17 protein-coding genes and 1 pseudogene are annotated in these 14,920 nt (G+C 65.7%); 4 read left to right on the top strand and 14 right to left on the bottom strand.

Annotated elements, in window-relative coordinates; all coding sequences use genetic code 11:
* Nucleotides 1-16: 16 nt before the first annotated feature.
* From K307_RS51005 to K307_RS07905, 6 genes and pseudogenes are all read right to left on the bottom strand, one after another.
* Nucleotides 17-184 (bottom strand): annotated as a pseudogene (locus K307_RS51005) (NAD(P)-dependent oxidoreductase); the annotation flags it as partial.
* A gap of 63 nt (nucleotides 185-247) precedes the next feature.
* Nucleotides 248-1,252, bottom strand: a complete 1,005-nt coding sequence (locus K307_RS07925) for a transketolase family protein (RefSeq protein WP_042877481.1) — start codon at nucleotides 1,250-1,252, stop codon at nucleotides 248-250.
* Nucleotides 1,249-2,094, bottom strand: coding sequence for a transketolase (locus K307_RS07920; protein WP_042877480.1), 846 nt, complete (start codon nucleotides 2,092-2,094; stop codon nucleotides 1,249-1,251). The genes K307_RS07925 and K307_RS07920 overlap by 4 nt, the downstream gene beginning before the upstream one ends.
* A gap of 53 nt (nucleotides 2,095-2,147) precedes the next feature.
* Complete coding sequence (locus tag K307_RS07915) at nucleotides 2,148-3,476, bottom strand: MFS transporter (RefSeq protein ID WP_042877479.1); 1,329 nt, start codon at nucleotides 3,474-3,476, stop codon at nucleotides 2,148-2,150.
* An 84-nt stretch (nucleotides 3,477-3,560) separates the two neighbouring features.
* On the bottom strand, nucleotides 3,561-4,310 hold the full coding sequence (locus tag K307_RS07910) for an SDR family NAD(P)-dependent oxidoreductase (RefSeq protein ID WP_042877478.1): 750 nt from the start codon (nucleotides 4,308-4,310) through the stop codon (nucleotides 3,561-3,563).
* Nucleotides 4,311-4,489: 179 nt separating this feature from the next.
* Nucleotides 4,490-5,371 (bottom strand): LysR substrate-binding domain-containing protein, encoded by an 882-nt coding sequence (locus K307_RS07905; RefSeq protein WP_042877477.1) that lies wholly within the window; start codon nucleotides 5,369-5,371, stop codon nucleotides 4,490-4,492.
* A gap of 263 nt (nucleotides 5,372-5,634) precedes the next feature.
* Here K307_RS07905 and K307_RS07900 point away from each other — a divergent pair, with 263 nt between their 5' ends.
* From K307_RS07900 to K307_RS07885, 4 genes are all read left to right on the top strand, one after another.
* Nucleotides 5,635-6,069: an Ohr family peroxiredoxin gene (locus K307_RS07900; RefSeq protein WP_042877476.1), complete on the top strand. Its 435-nt coding sequence runs from the start codon at nucleotides 5,635-5,637 to the stop codon at nucleotides 6,067-6,069.
* Between the two features lie 111 nt (nucleotides 6,070-6,180).
* Complete coding sequence (locus tag K307_RS07895) at nucleotides 6,181-6,435, top strand: hypothetical protein (protein WP_042877475.1); 255 nt, start codon at nucleotides 6,181-6,183, stop codon at nucleotides 6,433-6,435.
* 169 nt (nucleotides 6,436-6,604) lie between these two features.
* On the top strand, nucleotides 6,605-7,066 hold the full coding sequence (locus tag K307_RS07890; RefSeq protein WP_042877474.1) for a MarR family winged helix-turn-helix transcriptional regulator: 462 nt from the start codon (nucleotides 6,605-6,607) through the stop codon (nucleotides 7,064-7,066).
* 100 nt (nucleotides 7,067-7,166) lie between these two features.
* Complete coding sequence (locus K307_RS07885; RefSeq protein ID WP_042877473.1) at nucleotides 7,167-7,445, top strand: hypothetical protein; 279 nt, start codon at nucleotides 7,167-7,169, stop codon at nucleotides 7,443-7,445.
* On the opposite strand, the gene K307_RS07880 is transcribed toward K307_RS07885, so the two are convergent.
* From K307_RS07880 to K307_RS07845, 8 genes are all read right to left on the bottom strand, one after another.
* The gene (locus tag K307_RS07880) at nucleotides 7,431-8,468 is read right to left on the bottom strand and encodes a LacI family DNA-binding transcriptional regulator (protein ID WP_230625585.1); all 1,038 of its coding nucleotides are present in this window, start codon (nucleotides 8,466-8,468) and stop codon (nucleotides 7,431-7,433) included. The two genes, K307_RS07885 and K307_RS07880, sit on opposite strands and share 15 nt — an antisense overlap.
* Before the next feature lie 101 nt (nucleotides 8,469-8,569).
* Nucleotides 8,570-9,553 (bottom strand): tripartite tricarboxylate transporter substrate binding protein, encoded by a 984-nt coding sequence (locus K307_RS07875; protein ID WP_042877471.1) that lies wholly within the window; start codon nucleotides 9,551-9,553, stop codon nucleotides 8,570-8,572.
* A gap of 82 nt (nucleotides 9,554-9,635) precedes the next feature.
* The gene (locus K307_RS07870) at nucleotides 9,636-10,742 is read right to left on the bottom strand and encodes a porin (RefSeq protein WP_042877470.1); all 1,107 of its coding nucleotides are present in this window, start codon (nucleotides 10,740-10,742) and stop codon (nucleotides 9,636-9,638) included.
* A 95-nt stretch (nucleotides 10,743-10,837) separates the two neighbouring features.
* Complete coding sequence (locus tag K307_RS07865) at nucleotides 10,838-11,179, bottom strand: cupin domain-containing protein (protein ID WP_042877469.1); 342 nt, start codon at nucleotides 11,177-11,179, stop codon at nucleotides 10,838-10,840.
* The gene (locus tag K307_RS07860; protein WP_042877468.1) at nucleotides 11,176-12,153 is read right to left on the bottom strand and encodes a quinone oxidoreductase family protein; all 978 of its coding nucleotides are present in this window, start codon (nucleotides 12,151-12,153) and stop codon (nucleotides 11,176-11,178) included. Before K307_RS07860 ends, K307_RS07865 begins: the two co-directional genes overlap by 4 nt.
* 38 nt (nucleotides 12,154-12,191) lie before the next feature.
* On the bottom strand, nucleotides 12,192-13,076 hold the full coding sequence (locus tag K307_RS07855; protein WP_042877467.1) for a 3-keto-5-aminohexanoate cleavage protein: 885 nt from the start codon (nucleotides 13,074-13,076) through the stop codon (nucleotides 12,192-12,194).
* Nucleotides 13,077-13,112: 36 nt separating this feature from the next.
* Nucleotides 13,113-13,862, bottom strand: a complete 750-nt coding sequence (locus tag K307_RS07850; RefSeq protein ID WP_042877466.1) for an SDR family NAD(P)-dependent oxidoreductase — start codon at nucleotides 13,860-13,862, stop codon at nucleotides 13,113-13,115.
* A 43-nt stretch (nucleotides 13,863-13,905) separates the two neighbouring features.
* Nucleotides 13,906-14,844: a dioxygenase gene (locus K307_RS07845; protein ID WP_042877465.1), complete on the bottom strand. Its 939-nt coding sequence runs from the start codon at nucleotides 14,842-14,844 to the stop codon at nucleotides 13,906-13,908.
* Nucleotides 14,845-14,920 lie beyond the last annotated feature (76 nt).

The following is a 14,920-nucleotide window of genomic DNA, read 5'->3' as shown; positions in this document are numbered from 1 at the left end:
ATTCGTACGATGGATCTGCCGCGATATGCGGCGTGGCTTCGATGCGGGGATGGTTCCAGATCGGGTCGTCCGCCGACGGCGGTTCCTTGGCGAACACGTCGAGCGCCGCGCCGGCGAGATGCCCCTCGTCGATCAGCGCGATCAGGTCGGCTTCGGCCACATGCTCGCCGCGCCCGACATTGATGAAAAGGGTCACGGCCACAGAGCATAGCCCTGTTGCCTGACCCTTCCCGGCTACACCCTGGCTTTATGCAAGCCAGCGCTTGATCGACCCCGCCATCACGTTCGCCGAGATGCCATAGCGGTCATGCAGCGTCGGCAATGCACCGGCATCCAGGAAGGCATCGGGCAAGCCGACCTGCCGGAATGGCACGGAGACGCCGGCCTGCAGCAGCGTGGTCGCCACCGCCTCACCCAGCCCGCCGATCACGGTGTGGTTTTCCGCCACGACCACCAGGCGCCCCGAGCGCTTCGTTTCGCGCAGGATTGTCGCCGTATCCAGCGGCTTGATGGTCGGCACGTGCAGCACCGCCACGCCGACGCGATCGGCTTCGAGTGCCTTGGCCACCTCCAGCGCCCGCATCGTCATGATGCCGGAGGAAATCACCAGCACCTCCGCGCCGTCGCGCAGCAGCTTGGCCTTGCCGAGTTCGAACTTGTAGTCATATTCGTCCAGCACTACCGGCACGTTGCCGCGCAGCAGGCGCGCATACACCGGTCCGTTGTGCGCGGCGATGGCCGGCACCATCTGCTCGATATCGATGGCATCGCACGGGTCGATGACGGTCATGTTCGGCATCGCGCGCATCAGCGCGAGGTCTTCCGCGGCCTGGTGGCTGGGGCCGTATCCGGTGGTCAGTCCAGGCAACGCGCACACGATCTTGACGTCGAGGTTGTCCTCGGCAATGGTCTGGTGCATGAAGTCATAGGCGCGCCGCGTGGCAAACACCGCGTAGGTCGTGACGAACGGCTGGGCACCTTCGTGCGCGAAGCCGGCGGCGGCGCCCATCAGCAGCTGCTCGGCCATTCCCATCTGGTAATAGCGCTCGGGAAAGGCCTGCGCAAAGATATGCAGGTCGGTGTACTTGCCCAGGTCGGCGGTCATGCCGATGACATTGGCCTTCTGCCGGCCCAGTTCCACCAGGGCGTGCCCAAAGGGCGCCGAGCGGGTGGCTTGCCCCTCGCCGACGATGGAGGCGATCATCGCCGAGGTCTTCAGCTTCGGCTTGGCGTTAGTGTTGGTGCTGCTCATGCTTGTCTCCCCGCTTCCAGGGCCTGCAGTGCGAGTTGCCATTCGTGGGCATCCACGCGGATAAAGTGGTTCTTCTCGCGCTGTTCGAGGAACGGCACGCCGCATCCCATGCGCGTATCGCAGATGATCATGCGCGGCTGGGCACCCGGATGCGCGCGGGCAGCGCGGAAGGCCGCTGCCACGGCATCGATGTCATTGCCATCCACGCGCTGCGTGAACCAGCCAAAGGCTTCCAGCTTGGGCAGCAGCGGCTCGAACGCCATGATCTGCGTCGACGGGCCGTCGGCCTGCTGGTTATTGACGTCGACCACTGCAATCAGGTTGTCGAGCTTCCAGTGGCTGGCGGACAGGATGCCCTCCCAGATCGCACCCTCGTCCAACTCGCCGTCGGAGAACAGCGTATAGACGAAGGCATCGGAGCCCTTGCGCTTCAGTCCCAGGCAACGGCCAACGGCAATGGTCAGCCCCTGGCCGAGCGAGCCGCCCGACATCTCCATGCCCGGCGTGTAGCTGGCCATGCCCGACATCGGCAGGCGGCTGTCGTCGCTGCCATAGGTCTCCAGCTCTTCCGGGGGCAGGATGCCGGCTTCCAGCAGGGCCGCGTACAGCGCAATGGCGTAGTGGCCGTTGGACAGCAGGAAGCGGTCGCGCCCTTCCCACTCGGGGTCTTCCGGGCGGTAGCGCATGGCATCGAAGTAAGCGACCGCGAGCACGTCGGCGATATCGAGCGCCTGGCCGATATAGCCCTGGCCCTGGACTTCGCCCATCAGCAGGGCGTTGCGGCGAATCCGGTAGGCGCGTTCCCGCAGGGTCACGGCCTGGTCGGAAGTTTGGTGTTGCATGGTGTCTCCTGCAATCAATCGGAAAGATGAAGCAATGGGTAAGGCGCGGCCGCTCAGCGGTTGACCGCCCTGGCTGGCACCAGGAAGACGAGCATGGCGCCCGCCACCACGGTGGCCGAGATAAAGATCAGGCCGGCGGTGGACTTGCCAGTCAGGTCGTTGAGCCAACCGACGATGGCGGGCGAGAAGAAGCCGGCCAGGTTGGCGACGCAGTTGACCGCCGCGATCCCTGCCGCCGCGGACATGCCGCCCAGCAGCGCGGTCGGCAAGGCCCAGAACTGCGACGACGAGGCCAGGATGCCGGCGGCGGCGACGCACAGGCAGATCAGCGACGCGGTAACGCTGCCCAGCATCGGCAAGGTCGCAAAGCCCGCCGCGGCGGCCAGCATCGGCACGATCAGGTGGAAGCGGCGCTCGCGTTGGCGGTCCGCGCTTATGCCGACCAGTGGCAGGGCCACGATGGCGCACATGTAAGGCAGCGCGGTAAAGATGCCCACCCACAGCGGATCGGCCACGCCAGATTTGCGGATGATGGTGGGCAGCCAGAAGGTCAGCCCGTACTGGCCCAGCACCACGCAGAAGTAGATCGCGGCCATCAGCCAGAGGCGGCGATCGGCCATGAACGAGCGGATCGACACGTGGACCACCTTCTGCGCGTTGTCGCCCTCGATATCGCGCTTGAGCAGTGCCTTCTCCGCATCGGTGAGCCAGTGCGCCTGCTCGATGCCGTTGTCCAGGTAGCACAGGATGGCGACGCCCAGGCACAGCGACGGCAGCGCCTCGATCAGGAACAGCCACTTCCACCCGGCCAGGTCGCCCACGCCGTGCAAGGCGTGCATGATGTAGCCCGACAGCGGCCCGCCCACGATGCCCGCCAGCGGGATCGCCATGAAGAACATCGACAGTGCCTTGGCGCGGCGTTCCGACGGGAACCAGTACGTCATATACAGGATCACGCCGGGCGCGAAGCCCGCCTCCGCCACACCGAGCAGGAAGCGCAGGATGTAGAACTGGGTCGGCGTGCTGACAAAGGCGAAGCAGGCGGAGATCACCGCCCAGGTCAGCATGATCCGGGCGAGCCAGCGCTTGGCTCCGACCTTGTGGAGGATGACGTTGCTGGGCACTTCAAAGAGGAAGTAGCCGAGGAAGAAGATGCCGGCGCCGAGGCCGTAGATGGTTTCGCTGAACTGCAGGTCGCTCAGCATCTGCAGCTTGGCAAAGCCCACGTTGACCCGGTCCAGGTAGGCGCCCAGGTAGCACAGCATCAGGAACGGGATCAGGCGCCGCACGACCTTGGCGTAGGTGCGGGTTTCGAAGGTGGCCGCGTCGGCGTGCGGCATCGCTTCGCCGCCAATGGGCGAAGGCGCGTATTTGGTTTTCATCGGCTGTCTCCTGCCATGTGCGCCGCGGGAATAGCGCAACGGCATTTGTGGTGGCCCGCCTCTGTGGGCGGCTTATCAGGAAGATTAGTGGATCAGCATGCCGCCGTTGACGTCGAGCGTGATGCCGGTCAGGTAGGCGGACAGGTCGCTCGCCAGGAAGATGCAGGCGTTGGCCACGTCGGCGGCGTTGCCCAGGCGGCCCAGGGGGATGCCCTTGATGATGTCGGCGCGCATCTCGGGGGTCAGCTTGTCGCCGGTGATGTCGGTCTGGATCAGGCCGGGCGTGATCGAATTGACGCGTATGCCATCGGGCCCGAACTCCCGCGCCATGGCACGGGCCAGCCCCAGCACGCCGGCCTTGGCGGCGCTGTAGTGCGGGCCGCCGAAGATGCCGCCGCCGCGCTGGGCCGAGACCGACGACATGCAGACGATGCTGCCGCGCTTCTGCTCCTTCATCTGCGGCAGTACCGCCTGCGACATGTACAGCGTGCCGCGCAGGTTGACGTCGACCACGGCGTCGAAGTTGGCCGCCTGGATATCCAGCGTGCGCACCGGCTGGGTGATGCCGGCGTTGTTGATCAGCGCGTCGATGCGGCCATAGCGTTGCACCACCGCCTGCGCCGCCCGCTCGCAGGCGGCCTTGTCGGTCACGTCGCAGGCCAGGCCGAGATGCTGCTCGCCCAGTTCCCGCGCCGCCGCCTCGGTGTCCTCCTGCAGCAGGTCCAGGATGACCACCGTGGCCCCCTGCGCGGCAAATGCCCTGGCCGCAGCCTTACCGATGCCGCGCGGCGAAGCGGCCCCCGTGATGATGACGACATTGTTCTCGACCAGCATCTGTTGTCTCCTGACTGTTGATGATTTGATGGGTCAAGTTTTGTCGCTGGAGGCTTTGCGATCAACGCGGTCTGGCTCAGGTATTGCTGAGGAATTTTCAGGGGAGCATACGTCACGGCGCCCCCCAGGGGCGCCCCACACGGCACTTCTGCGCCGGAAGTCTCGCGTTGTGGCCGGATTCAGCCGGGCAACTGCCGCTCTACCCAGGCCAGGAACCGCTCGACGCGCGGAAGGTCGGCATTCTGAGCGGGATAGACGAGATGGTGGCTGCCGACCTCGACCGCATGGGATGCATCGAACATCGGCACGAGCGCGCCCTTGCGGATCAGCACCGACGCCAGCAGCGTGCTTTCGAGGGCTACGCCGAGTCCCAGCACGGCCGTCTCCAGCGACATGTAGGAGCGATCGAAGGTGAAATCGAACGTCTTGCGGTCGGTGGGAACGCCGAAGCGGGCGAACCACTGCTGCCATTGCACCAGCGGCGTCTCCGAATAGATCAGGCGCTGCGCCAGCAGGTCGGCCGGCGACTGGATCGCATGCCTGGCGAGATAGGCCGGCGAGGCCAGCGGGGTAATCGTCTCCTTGCGCAGCGTCCTGACCTGCAGGTCGCGCCAGTGGGCATAGCCGTGGCGGATATCGACGTCGTAGTACCCGCTCGTGAAGGAGACGTCCTCGTACGAGCAGGACAGGTTCAGCTGGATGTCGCCGTTGTCTGCCTGGAACGATTCCAGCCGCGGCAGCAGCCACATCAGGCCGAAGCTCGGGCTCGAATGAACGCGCAGGATCTGGACGTCGGACTGGCTGGAAGCGCGCTCGGTTGCGCGGCTCAGTTCCGCCAGCGCCCCGGTGATGTCGCGCAGATATTGCTCGCCCACCGGCGTCAGGACCAGGCCGCGCCCCTGCCGGAAGAACAGCGCCTGCCCAATCGCATCCTCGAGATTGCTGATCTGATGGCTGACGGCGGACGCCGTCAGGCCCAGCTCCTCCGACGCCCGGCTGACGCTTTTTGTCCTGGCAACGCTTTCGAAGGCGACGATTGCCTTCATCGGTGGGATTCGCATGGCGCTGGGATCGGCAACGGATCACGGTCAGGTGACGCGGTTCGATCTGGGTGGGGAACATCCGGGAATTCTACTTCCGCCGGACGGGATGCTTCCGCCGCCACCTCCAGCCGACTCGGATGAGGCATTGAGCCTGTTACAACTTGCCTGCGTTTTTCTCCTTGACATTGACCCGCTCATCCACCATCATTCATTTCATCGCATGCGATTAAATCTCACGCGATACAAACAAACCCACTGAACGCAACCTTAAAGGATCATCCATGAGCAAGATCGACAAAGTCCTCCTGACCGGCAAGACCCACACCACGCTTAGCAACGCTGGCCGCGACAGCATCGACATCAAACTCTCGTCGCCGGGCAGCGCGAAGCCGGCCCACGTATTCGACGGCATCCAGTCGCACCCGACTGCGGAGCAACTGTTCGCCGGGGCATGGTCGGCCTGTTACATCGCCGCGGTCGGGCTCGTGGCCAAGGAGAAGAAGGTGACGCTTCCGCCTGACCTGTCCGTCGAAATCGAGGTCGACCTGGGCCAGACCGGAAAGGAGTACTTCCTGCAGGCGCGCTTCAATGTCCGCTTGCCGGGCCTGGCGCACGACGTGGCGACGGCCATCGCGCACGCCGCCGATCAAATCTGCCCGTACTCGAAGGCGACGCGAGGCAATATCGAAGTGGCCCTGAACGTTGTCACCGCGTGACGTACTGCCTGGTCCTGAACATCGAGTAGCGTCTTTGCCGCAGCAAATTGATCGTATGCGATATAATCCCATACGATCAATAAGCCAAACACAAACCTGAAGGAAACCATCATGACCGCCAACATCGCCAAGCGTTTTGTCTTCACCGTCGCACTGCTTGCCGCCGCTGCCAGTGCGCAGGCCGCCGGATTCTCCCAAGCGGGCGCGCGTGACCCCTTCACGGACGGCGCCCGTTCGGTCACCAGCACGCGGAACCCGTACGTTGACGGCGCGCGTTCGGTAGGCGGCGTGTATGACACTTACACCGACGGTGCGCGCTCTGTCCACGATCCCCGCAGCCCGTACTACGATGGCGCTCACGGCTGAGGGCCCGGCAATGGCGGCGCTACCGGGCCCATATGCCACCGTCCCTGAATGGACGGTGGCCCGGCCGGCGCTTGGCGTATAGCCGGAATTTAGTACACTTCCGATTAGATCGCATCCGATCTATAATGGGCTCTTGCGAACCCATCAGCCTTTGCCCAGAGAGGAAGCCATGAAATCGACCGACAAGGCAGCCGCCGCGAACCCGACGCTCTCCGACTTCCTGTGTTTCGCCGTCTATTCCGCGAACCTGGCTTTCGGCAAGGCCTACAAGCCGATTCTCGAGCAGCTTGGGCTGACCTATACGCAATACATCACCATCGTTGCGCTATGGGAGCAAGACCATCAGACGGTCGGCAGCCTGGGCGAGAAGCTGTTTCTCGAATCGAACACCCTCACCCCGATCCTGAAGAAGCTGGAGGCGATGGGCTATGTCGAGAGACAACGCGATCCCGAGGACGAGCGCCAGGTACGGGTCACCCTGACCAAGAGCGGCCGGCGGCTGCGCGAAAAGCGCCTGGAAACCGGCCTCGCCGAAGCAACCGGGCTGACACCCGACGAGTTCGCGGGCATCCAGAAGGCAGTCGCGACGCTACGCGACAACCTCGTCGACTGGGTGAAGGCCGCGGAATGAGGCGTTGTCCCGGCGCACGAAGGCTTCGCGCGAGCCACCAACCTAACTATCGCGACTCGTTCGATGGCGAGTCGCAGAGCAACCGGCTGGAGCCAAGATCATGACCAGCAATGCCACCCACTACAACCCGGTCAGCTGCGAGTTCCACGATGTGCTTGAGGCACTCGCGAGCGTACGCAGGCCGGCGTCCATCAGCTTCCATGACGACGATGGCGCACTGCAGCAACGCACGGCGATCATCCATGACGTGTACAGTCGCGATGGCGCGGAGTATCTCTCGCTCAGCTCGGGCGAGACTTTGCGCCTCGATCAACTCGTCGAGGTCGACGGCAACAGGTTGACTGACTTCTTCTGCGCTACTGGCTCAGGCGACGCCTGAACCTGGCTTCGCCGTAGACCCGCGCACGATCAGCTCCGGCGTCAATTGCACGGTCACCGCATCCGACGCCGGCTTCTCGATCTTGCGCAGCAGTAGCCTGGCCGCTTCCTCACCCATCTCGTGTACGGCAATCCGCACCGTCGTCAGCGGCGGCGTCAGCGCGTCGACGAACGGCATGTCGTTATGCCCCACGATCGAAACGTCATCGGGACAACGCAAGCCACGTTCCCGCAGGAAGTCGTAGCAGCCCATCGCCACCAGGTCATTGCCGGCAGCGATGGCGGTCATCCCGGGGAATGCCTCAAAGAGTTGCTCACAGGCGAGCCGCCCGGCTTCGCGCGAATAGCTGGCCGCTTCCACCACCTGCCATTCACCGCGGCGCAGCCGGTGCCGCCTGACCGCCTGGATAAACCCCTCGCGGCGCAGATAGCCGGTGGACAGCGACGCCGGCCCGGCAATATGCCCGATATGGCGATGGCCCAGCGCCACCAGGTGGTCGACCGTCTGCCGCATGGCCAGCAGGTTGTCGCTCACCACGCACGAGACCCCGCCGGTGCCTTCGCCCCGGTTGACCATGACCACCGGGATATGTTGTTTCAGGCAGTAGTCGAGGATCGGATCCTCCCGTTCCGCGGTGGCCAGCACCAGCCCTTCGACCTGCCGCCCCAGCATCTGGTCGATCACGAAGCGCTGGCGGGTCTTGTCGGTGCCGGCGTTGACCACGATCGGCACGTAGCCTTGCTGCGCCAGCACGGATTCGATCCCGGCCAGGATCGGCGGGAACACGGGGTTGGCGATGTCGGGCAGTACCACGCCCACCAGTCCGGAGCGCTGGGTGCGCAGCCCCGCCGCGATGCGATTGGGGCGGAAGCCGCGGGCTTCGGCGACTTCCAGGATGCGTGCCGCCACCTCTTCAGCCACCAGGTGCCGCGTGGCCGGGTTCATCACTCGCGAGACGGTTGAGTAATGCACGTCGATTTCGGCAGCCAGGTCTTTGAGGGTGAGGCGCTTGCGCTCGGGCATGGCGGCAGGTGGCGGGGCGGCAGCCCAGGAGGGATTGGAATACGCCATTTTAAGCCAGCCCCACACTTGCCTGCGTTTTGCACCACCGCCGCCGGTTACCGCTACTGGCCAGCCTGCACCCCGGATTGCCGCACCACCGGCGCAAGCTTGCCGATCTCCGCCTGGATATAGGCGGCGAATTCCTGCGGTGACGAGCGCTTCGCCTCGGCGCCCTGCGCGGCCAGGCGTTCGCGCACGTCGGGCGCCGCCAGTGCCTTGCCGATCTCGGCATTGAGGGCATCGACGATGTCCTTCGGTGTGCCGGCGGGTGCCAGTACGCCGAACCAGGAATCGAACGCATAGCCGGGGAAACCGGACTCCGCGACGGTGGGGATATCCGGCAGCGCGCTGGCACGCCTGGCCGTGGTCACCGCCAGCGCGCGCAGCTTGCCCTGCTTCACAAATGGCATGGCCGATACGGTGGGCGCGAACATCATGTCGCCACGGCCGGCCATGACGTCCGTCAGCGCTTCGCCGGTGCCCTTGTATGGGATATGGGTGATGTCGATGCCCGCCTGTATCTTGAACATCTCGCCGCTGAGGTGGGTGGAACTGCCGGAACCCGCGGAGTCGAAGTTCAGCGCGCCGGGCGTTGCCTTGGCGGCCGCCACAACGTCCCGCACGGACTTGTACTTGCTGGCGGCGTTGACCACCAGCACATTGGGCACGGTTGCCACCATCGAAACCGGGGTGAAATCCTTCACCGTGTCATAAGCGAGCTTTGGATACAGCGTGGCATTGATCGCATGCCCGACCGACACCAGGATCAGCGTGTAGCCGTCCGGCGCTGCCTTGGCCACGCCGGTGGCACCGACCGTGCCGCCGGCGCCGGGCCGGTTGTCGACGATCACCTGGTAGGTGCCGCCCTCGCCCATCTTGCTGCCGATGATGCGCGCCAGGATGTCGGTGGCGCTGCCTGCCGAGAACGGCACCACCAGCCGGATCGGCTTGCTGGGGTACTGCGGTTGCGCGCTGGCGGCGGGGGCGGCCGCCAGCATGAACGACGAGGTCAGCGCCAGCACGGCGCCTTGGATGGATCGAATCATGTTATGTCTCCTCACTGCCTGGACGAGCGCAAGCGCATCGCCGATCAAGGCGGCACGCCCCTGCCGGGCGCGCCGCCACGCCTCAGAAGAAGTGCCGCATGCCGAGCGCAATGGTCTGCGGGTCGGACCCCGCGCTCACGCCAAGCTCGTTGATGGCAAAGTCATAGATCGCGTTGCGCTTGTTGTTGATGCGGCTGTAGTACGCAAACAGCGCGGTCCGCTTCGACAACGGATAGTCGTAGCCAACCGTGACCTGCGTGGCGCCCGTCTCGGCGCCGCTGCGGAAGAAGCCGACGGTTTCCGTCGCATTGCCAGCGCCGTTGCCCGCCAGCGCGAACCCGATGCGCACGCTGCCCGGGCCGAGCTTCTGCACCAGCGAGGCGTAGTAGCCATTGCGCGTCAGGTCGCCCGTCGCGGTGCGGTAGTGGAGCCGTTCGTAGAGCAGTGCGACAGTAGTGCTCGGAAACTTGTAGGACACGCCCGCCTTCATCGCATCGTCGTTGCGGCCGGCGGCCTGGTAGTGCTGGTGGATCTCATAGGCCAGCGCGATATTGAGCGGGCCGTTGTCGTAAGCCGCGGAGAACGAATACAGGCCAGGGTTGCGCGGCACGGTGGTCTTCTCCTCGTTCACGCCCCACGCGGCCGCACCGCTGAATCCGCCCAGCGACGGCGTCTTGTAGACGACGAGGTTCTTCTGCCGGCGGTCGAACGAACTGGTGTCCTGGACATTGTCCGAGCTGGACGTGGAGCCGTTGCCGATCAGGGCCATATAGCCGGCGGTGGTCGGATAGTACGGGTCATAGCCCGCGGTCGCCTCGGTATAGGGCGTTTGCCAGTGGCCCATAAACAGCGTGCCTGCATCCCCTTGCAGCCCGATGCGCGAGTTGCGGCCCGCGACCTGGCCCTGGCCGGTGTCGAGCGAAACGTTGCTTTCGATCTGCCAGACCGCCTTCAGGCTGCCGCCCAGTCCTTCCTCGCCGCGCATGCCGAAGACGGAGCGGTTGTTGGTCAACCGGCCGGTGCCGCCCAGCTTCGTACCGTCGGTGGCCGTGTTGGCGTACGAATACTCCAGCGCGGTATTGAGGCGCCCGTACAACGTCACGGAAGATTGCGCGCCGGCCTCGTCGACCCAGCCGGCCGCGGCCGTGGCCAGCAGCAGGACGCTGGTGCGCTTCGGAACGGATGTCATTTGTCTCCCCTGTTTCCTGTGTTGGTCTTGTTGTGCATGGGCCGCCGGTCGCTATCGTCCAGACTGCAATCGTTTGCATCATCGGCCCCAAAAAATCAGCCCTTGGGATACGGCATCGCCAGCAACAGCATCGCCGGCCGGTTGCCCGGGTTCGACACCTGCCGCGCCTCGCCCGGCGCGAGCCGCACCGAATCGAACTGGCCCAGCGTCACGGTGTCTTCCGGCGTGCGGATGCAGACCTCGCCTTCGAGCACGACGTAGTGCTTTTCCACGGGCGAGGCATCCATCGAGGTATGGCCGCCCGGCAGCAGTACCGACACGCCCAGCCACAATGCATCGGACGGCCCGGCTTCATGCCCCTGCAGCCGCAGGCAATGCATGCCTTCGTGGTTGGCCGGATAGTAGGCCGGCGCCTGTGCAAACCGGGTCGTATTCATGGCTTGAGCACCACGCGCTCGGTGGCGCCCTGCAGCACGGCGCGATAAGCGTCCTTGGCCTGGTCGAGCGAGTAGGTGTAGTCGGCCAGCACCGGGAACGGCCGCAGCTTGCCGGCGGCGAACATCGGCGCCAGCTGGTCGAGGATGCGTGCGCAGGCACCGCTGTCCAGCGCGAGCGTGTCGACCCCCACATAGGTGTGCTGGCCGCGGTAGAACGCAAAGATATCGAACGGCACCGGCTTCTCGATGGTCGAGATAAAGATCTGCGTCGCGCCGATCGCCATCGCCTGGTTGGCCTGTTCGAAGTATGGGCTGCCAACGGTGTTGTAGACGATGTCCGCGCCGTGTCCGTCGGTCTCCTCGCGCACCACGGCGGCGATGGCTTCGCGGCTAGCATCGATCATGCGCACCTCGCCGTTGGCATGGCCGCGATAGGGTTCCGCGGTGCGCTCCACCGCGAAGACGCGGGCGCCCAGCGCCGTGGCGATCTGGATGGTGGCCTGGCCGACCTTGCCGTTGCCGCCGCACACCAGCACGGTGCTGCCGGCTTGCGGCATGCCCGCTCGGCGCAGGCCTTCATAGGCGGTGATAAATGGCACGCCTACGGCGCCGGCTTCTAGCAGCGACAGCGACGCCGGCTTGGCGCGCACGGAGGCTGCCTCGATGCGCAGGTACTTGCCATGCGTGCCGTCGCGGCGGATGCCAAGCTCGCCGCCGCTGCCCCACACCTGCAGGCCCAGCAGGCCGGCAGGGCCGTCGACCACCAGGCCGGCATAGTCGCGGCCCGGCGTGCGCGGCCAGATGGCGTGCGGCATCAGGCCAAGGGTCGCCTTGACGTCGCTCGGGTTGACCCCGGCGCTGGCGACTTCGATGATGCATTGATCCGGTGCCGCTTCAGGGCGCGGCACGCCGAGCAGTTCAAGCTGCAGGGCATCGATGTCGGGGGCTTTCTGGTTGACTCGGATGGTGTTCATGGTGGTTTCTATTGGAAATCTGCAATGCTGTTAAGTGTTCAGGCCTCGCGCAGGCCGAGCGTGCGGCGGGCATCGGCCGATGAGGCAATCTCGCCGCCAAGCGACCTGACGATGTCGCGCGCCTTGGCGACCAGCGCGGCGTTGCCCGGCGCCAGCACGCCCTTCTCCAGGTAGATGTTGTCTTCCAGCCCGACGCGCACATGTCCGCCGGCCAGCCACGCCTGCGCGACGATCGGGAACTCCGCGCGGCCGATGCCGAAGGCCGACCAGTGCGCACCGGCGGGCAGCATGTTGCGGGCGTAGAAGATGGTTTCCGGCGTGGGCGCAAAGCCGTACTTGACGCCCAGCACGAAGGTCCACAGGCCGGGGCCGTCCAGCACGCCCTCGCGGATAAAGTCGAGCGCCATGTTGAGGTCGCCGGAATCGAAGATCTCCAGCTCCGGCATGACGCCCGCGCCACGGATCGCCGCGGCCATCTTGCGCACGTTGGCGGGCGTATTGATCACGACGTCGCCGCCGGAGTTCATGGTGTTCAGGTCGAGCGAACACACGTCCGGCCGCAGCGCGCTGATGTGTTCAACCCGCTTGGCCGGATGCAGCAGCGTCGTCCCCGGCGCCGCCACGCGCGGCTCGTCCTCGCTCGGCACGAAGCGGCCGCCGGGGCCGGTAGTGAGGTTGATGATCAGCGCGCGATTGCGTTGGCGGATGCGGTCGATGACATCGGCGTAGTACTCGAGCGACATCGACGGGCGGCCCGTTTCCGGATCGCGCACGTGGATGTGGGCGGCGGCCGCGCCGGCTTCAGCGGCTTCCAGCGCGGCGTCGGCGATTTGCGCCGGCGTGACGGGCAGGCCGGGATGCTGCTCCGGCGTGGTGATATTGCCGGTCACCGCGCAGGTGATGATGGTCTTGCGTGCGTGCATGAGCGATGGGTGGTGATGGAAAAGGAAAGGCGTGGCTTATCCGAGCTGGCGGCCACCGTCGACGACGATGGTGGTGCCGGTGGCAAAGCGCAGCGAGGTGGCGCAGGCGGCGATGGCATCGGCCACATCTTGCGCAGTGCCGATGCGCTTGAGCGGCGTCGATTTCGCGGCGCGCTCGTTGAAGCTGCTGTCGCGCCCCGGCACGAAGGCGGTATCGACCACGCCCGGCGACACGTTCAGCACGCGGATCTGCGGCGCCAGCGCGCGCCCGAGCGACATCGCCATGACATCGAGCCCGGCCTTGGCCGCGCAGTACGCGACATTGCTGCCCTGCCCGGTACGGCCCGCGATGGAGCCGACATTGACCACCAGCCCGTCGCCATTGGCGCGCAGATGCGGCGCAAAGGCACGGATCGCCGCGAACTGTCCGCGCCAGTTGACGGCAAACAGTTCGTCGATCAGCGCATCGTCCAGCGCGTCGAGGTCGGCATGCGGGATCGCCCGCGTAAAGCCCGCGGTGTTCACCAGGATATCGACGCGGCCGTAGTGGTGGCTGACGTCATCGGCCAGCGCGCGCAGCGAGGTGCTGTCGGAGATCTCCGCCACGGCGGCGAGATGGTTGCCGGCCGGCAGCGCGGCCGCGGCGCTGGCCGCCTTGTCGGCGTCGCGACCGGTCAGGACGATGCTTGCGCCGAGGCGGGCCAGCGTTTCACCGGCGGCGAAGCCGATGCCGCCGGTGCCGCCGAGGATCACGGCAACCTTGCCGGAAAGAGAGGATGCGCTCATGGTTTTCGATGTCGGAATGCATGGGTGGAAGTCGAGGAAGCCGTCAGTCGATCGGCGGCTTCGGGAAGGTCTGCTGGCCCGGCTCCAGCGTGAAATCGAACTGCAGTGTGTAGAACGGCGCCGGCACGTCGCCCCAGTCGCTGCGGCCGTGGTCGTGCAGCCGCAGGGTGCCCACCAGCTGCCGATGTACGCCGAACGTGACGTCGGATTCGAGCTTGTCCGGCTCGTCGGCAAACACCTGGGTCACGAGCGTGCGGTACTCCGGCGCCGCGACGATGAAGTGGATATGCGCCGGCCGGTACGGATGGCGCTGCTGCGCGGCCAGCAACGTGCCCACCGGCCCGTCGGTCGGCACCGGATAGCCGGCGGGGCGCACCGTGCGGAAGTGGTAGTTGCCGCTCTCATCGGTTTGGAAGCAGCCGCGCAGATTGCGGTCGGGCTGGTTCGGGTCCTGGTTGTCGTACAGGCCTACCGGCGATGCCTGCCAGATCTCGACCAGCGCGCCGGCGAGCGGCGAGCCGTCGGTGGCGCGCACGGTACCGCTGACCAGCAGCGGCAAGCCCGGCGCGTCGTCCTGCACCACGCAGTCACCGCAGGCATAGCGCGGCGCGTTGGCGCGATAGAACGGGCCGAGCAACGCACCGGGCGTGCGGCCGTCCCTGGTGCTGTTGTTCATGACGGTCACCAGCGTCGACAGGCCCAGCACGTCGGCCGCCAGCACGACCTCGTTGTGGCTGGCATGGGTGGCATGGCCAAGGCGGGCCAGGAATTCCAGCGCGAACTCAAATTCCGCGTCGGTCAGCCGCGCTTCGCGCAGGAACCCGTGCAGGTGCCGAACCAGCGAGCCCATGACGAAGCGCAGGCGCGGGTCGGCCGTATTGGCCATGGCGGCTTCGACGATGCGGGTTACCGAATGCTCGTCCTCGATCAGTACGGGGCACAGGCCTGCCGACGCTTGTTGCGTCTCAAAGGAAGTTTCCATGTTTCTCGCCTCACTGCAAACGTTTGCAAAGTCCTTGCATTATCGACACTGCAAACGTTTGGTCAAGGGAAGAAAG

It is taken from the genome of Cupriavidus necator A5-1, from assembly GCF_000744095.1.
Lineage (GTDB): Bacteria > Pseudomonadota > Gammaproteobacteria > Burkholderiales > Burkholderiaceae > Cupriavidus > Cupriavidus necator_A.
This window is presented reverse-complemented; position numbering and strand designations above follow the sequence as displayed.

Excerpts from the sequence above, each read along its gene's own strand:
- K307_RS07925 (WP_042877481.1), bottom strand. The coding sequence starts at position 1,252 with ATGAGCAGCACCAACACTAACGCCAAGCCGAAGCTGAAGACCTCGGCG.
- K307_RS07920 (WP_042877480.1), bottom strand. The coding sequence starts at position 2,094 with ATGCAACACCAAACTTCCGACCAGGCCGTGACCCTGCGGGAACGCGCC.
- K307_RS07915 (WP_042877479.1), bottom strand. The coding sequence starts at position 3,476 with ATGAAAACCAAATACGCGCCTTCGCCCATTGGCGGCGAAGCGATGCCG.
- K307_RS07910 (WP_042877478.1), bottom strand. The coding sequence starts at position 4,310 with ATGCTGGTCGAGAACAATGTCGTCATCATCACGGGGGCCGCTTCGCCG.
- K307_RS07905 (WP_042877477.1), bottom strand. The coding sequence starts at position 5,371 with ATGCGAATCCCACCGATGAAGGCAATCGTCGCCTTCGAAAGCGTTGCC.
- K307_RS07900 (WP_042877476.1), top strand. The coding sequence starts at position 5,635 with ATGAGCAAGATCGACAAAGTCCTCCTGACCGGCAAGACCCACACCACG.
- K307_RS07895 (WP_042877475.1), top strand. The coding sequence starts at position 6,181 with ATGACCGCCAACATCGCCAAGCGTTTTGTCTTCACCGTCGCACTGCTT.
- K307_RS07890 (WP_042877474.1), top strand. The coding sequence starts at position 6,605 with ATGAAATCGACCGACAAGGCAGCCGCCGCGAACCCGACGCTCTCCGAC.
- K307_RS07885 (WP_042877473.1), top strand. The coding sequence starts at position 7,167 with ATGACCAGCAATGCCACCCACTACAACCCGGTCAGCTGCGAGTTCCAC.
- K307_RS07880 (WP_230625585.1), bottom strand. The coding sequence starts at position 8,468 with ATGCCCGAGCGCAAGCGCCTCACCCTCAAAGACCTGGCTGCCGAAATC.
- K307_RS07875 (WP_042877471.1), bottom strand. The coding sequence starts at position 9,553 with ATGATTCGATCCATCCAAGGCGCCGTGCTGGCGCTGACCTCGTCGTTC.
- K307_RS07870 (WP_042877470.1), bottom strand. The coding sequence starts at position 10,742 with ATGACATCCGTTCCGAAGCGCACCAGCGTCCTGCTGCTGGCCACGGCC.
- K307_RS07865 (WP_042877469.1), bottom strand. The coding sequence starts at position 11,179 with ATGAATACGACCCGGTTTGCACAGGCGCCGGCCTACTATCCGGCCAAC.
- K307_RS07860 (WP_042877468.1), bottom strand. The coding sequence starts at position 12,153 with ATGAACACCATCCGAGTCAACCAGAAAGCCCCCGACATCGATGCCCTG.
- K307_RS07855 (WP_042877467.1), bottom strand. The coding sequence starts at position 13,076 with ATGCACGCACGCAAGACCATCATCACCTGCGCGGTGACCGGCAATATC.
- K307_RS07850 (WP_042877466.1), bottom strand. The coding sequence starts at position 13,862 with ATGAGCGCATCCTCTCTTTCCGGCAAGGTTGCCGTGATCCTCGGCGGC.
- K307_RS07845 (WP_042877465.1), bottom strand. The coding sequence starts at position 14,844 with ATGGAAACTTCCTTTGAGACGCAACAAGCGTCGGCAGGCCTGTGCCCC.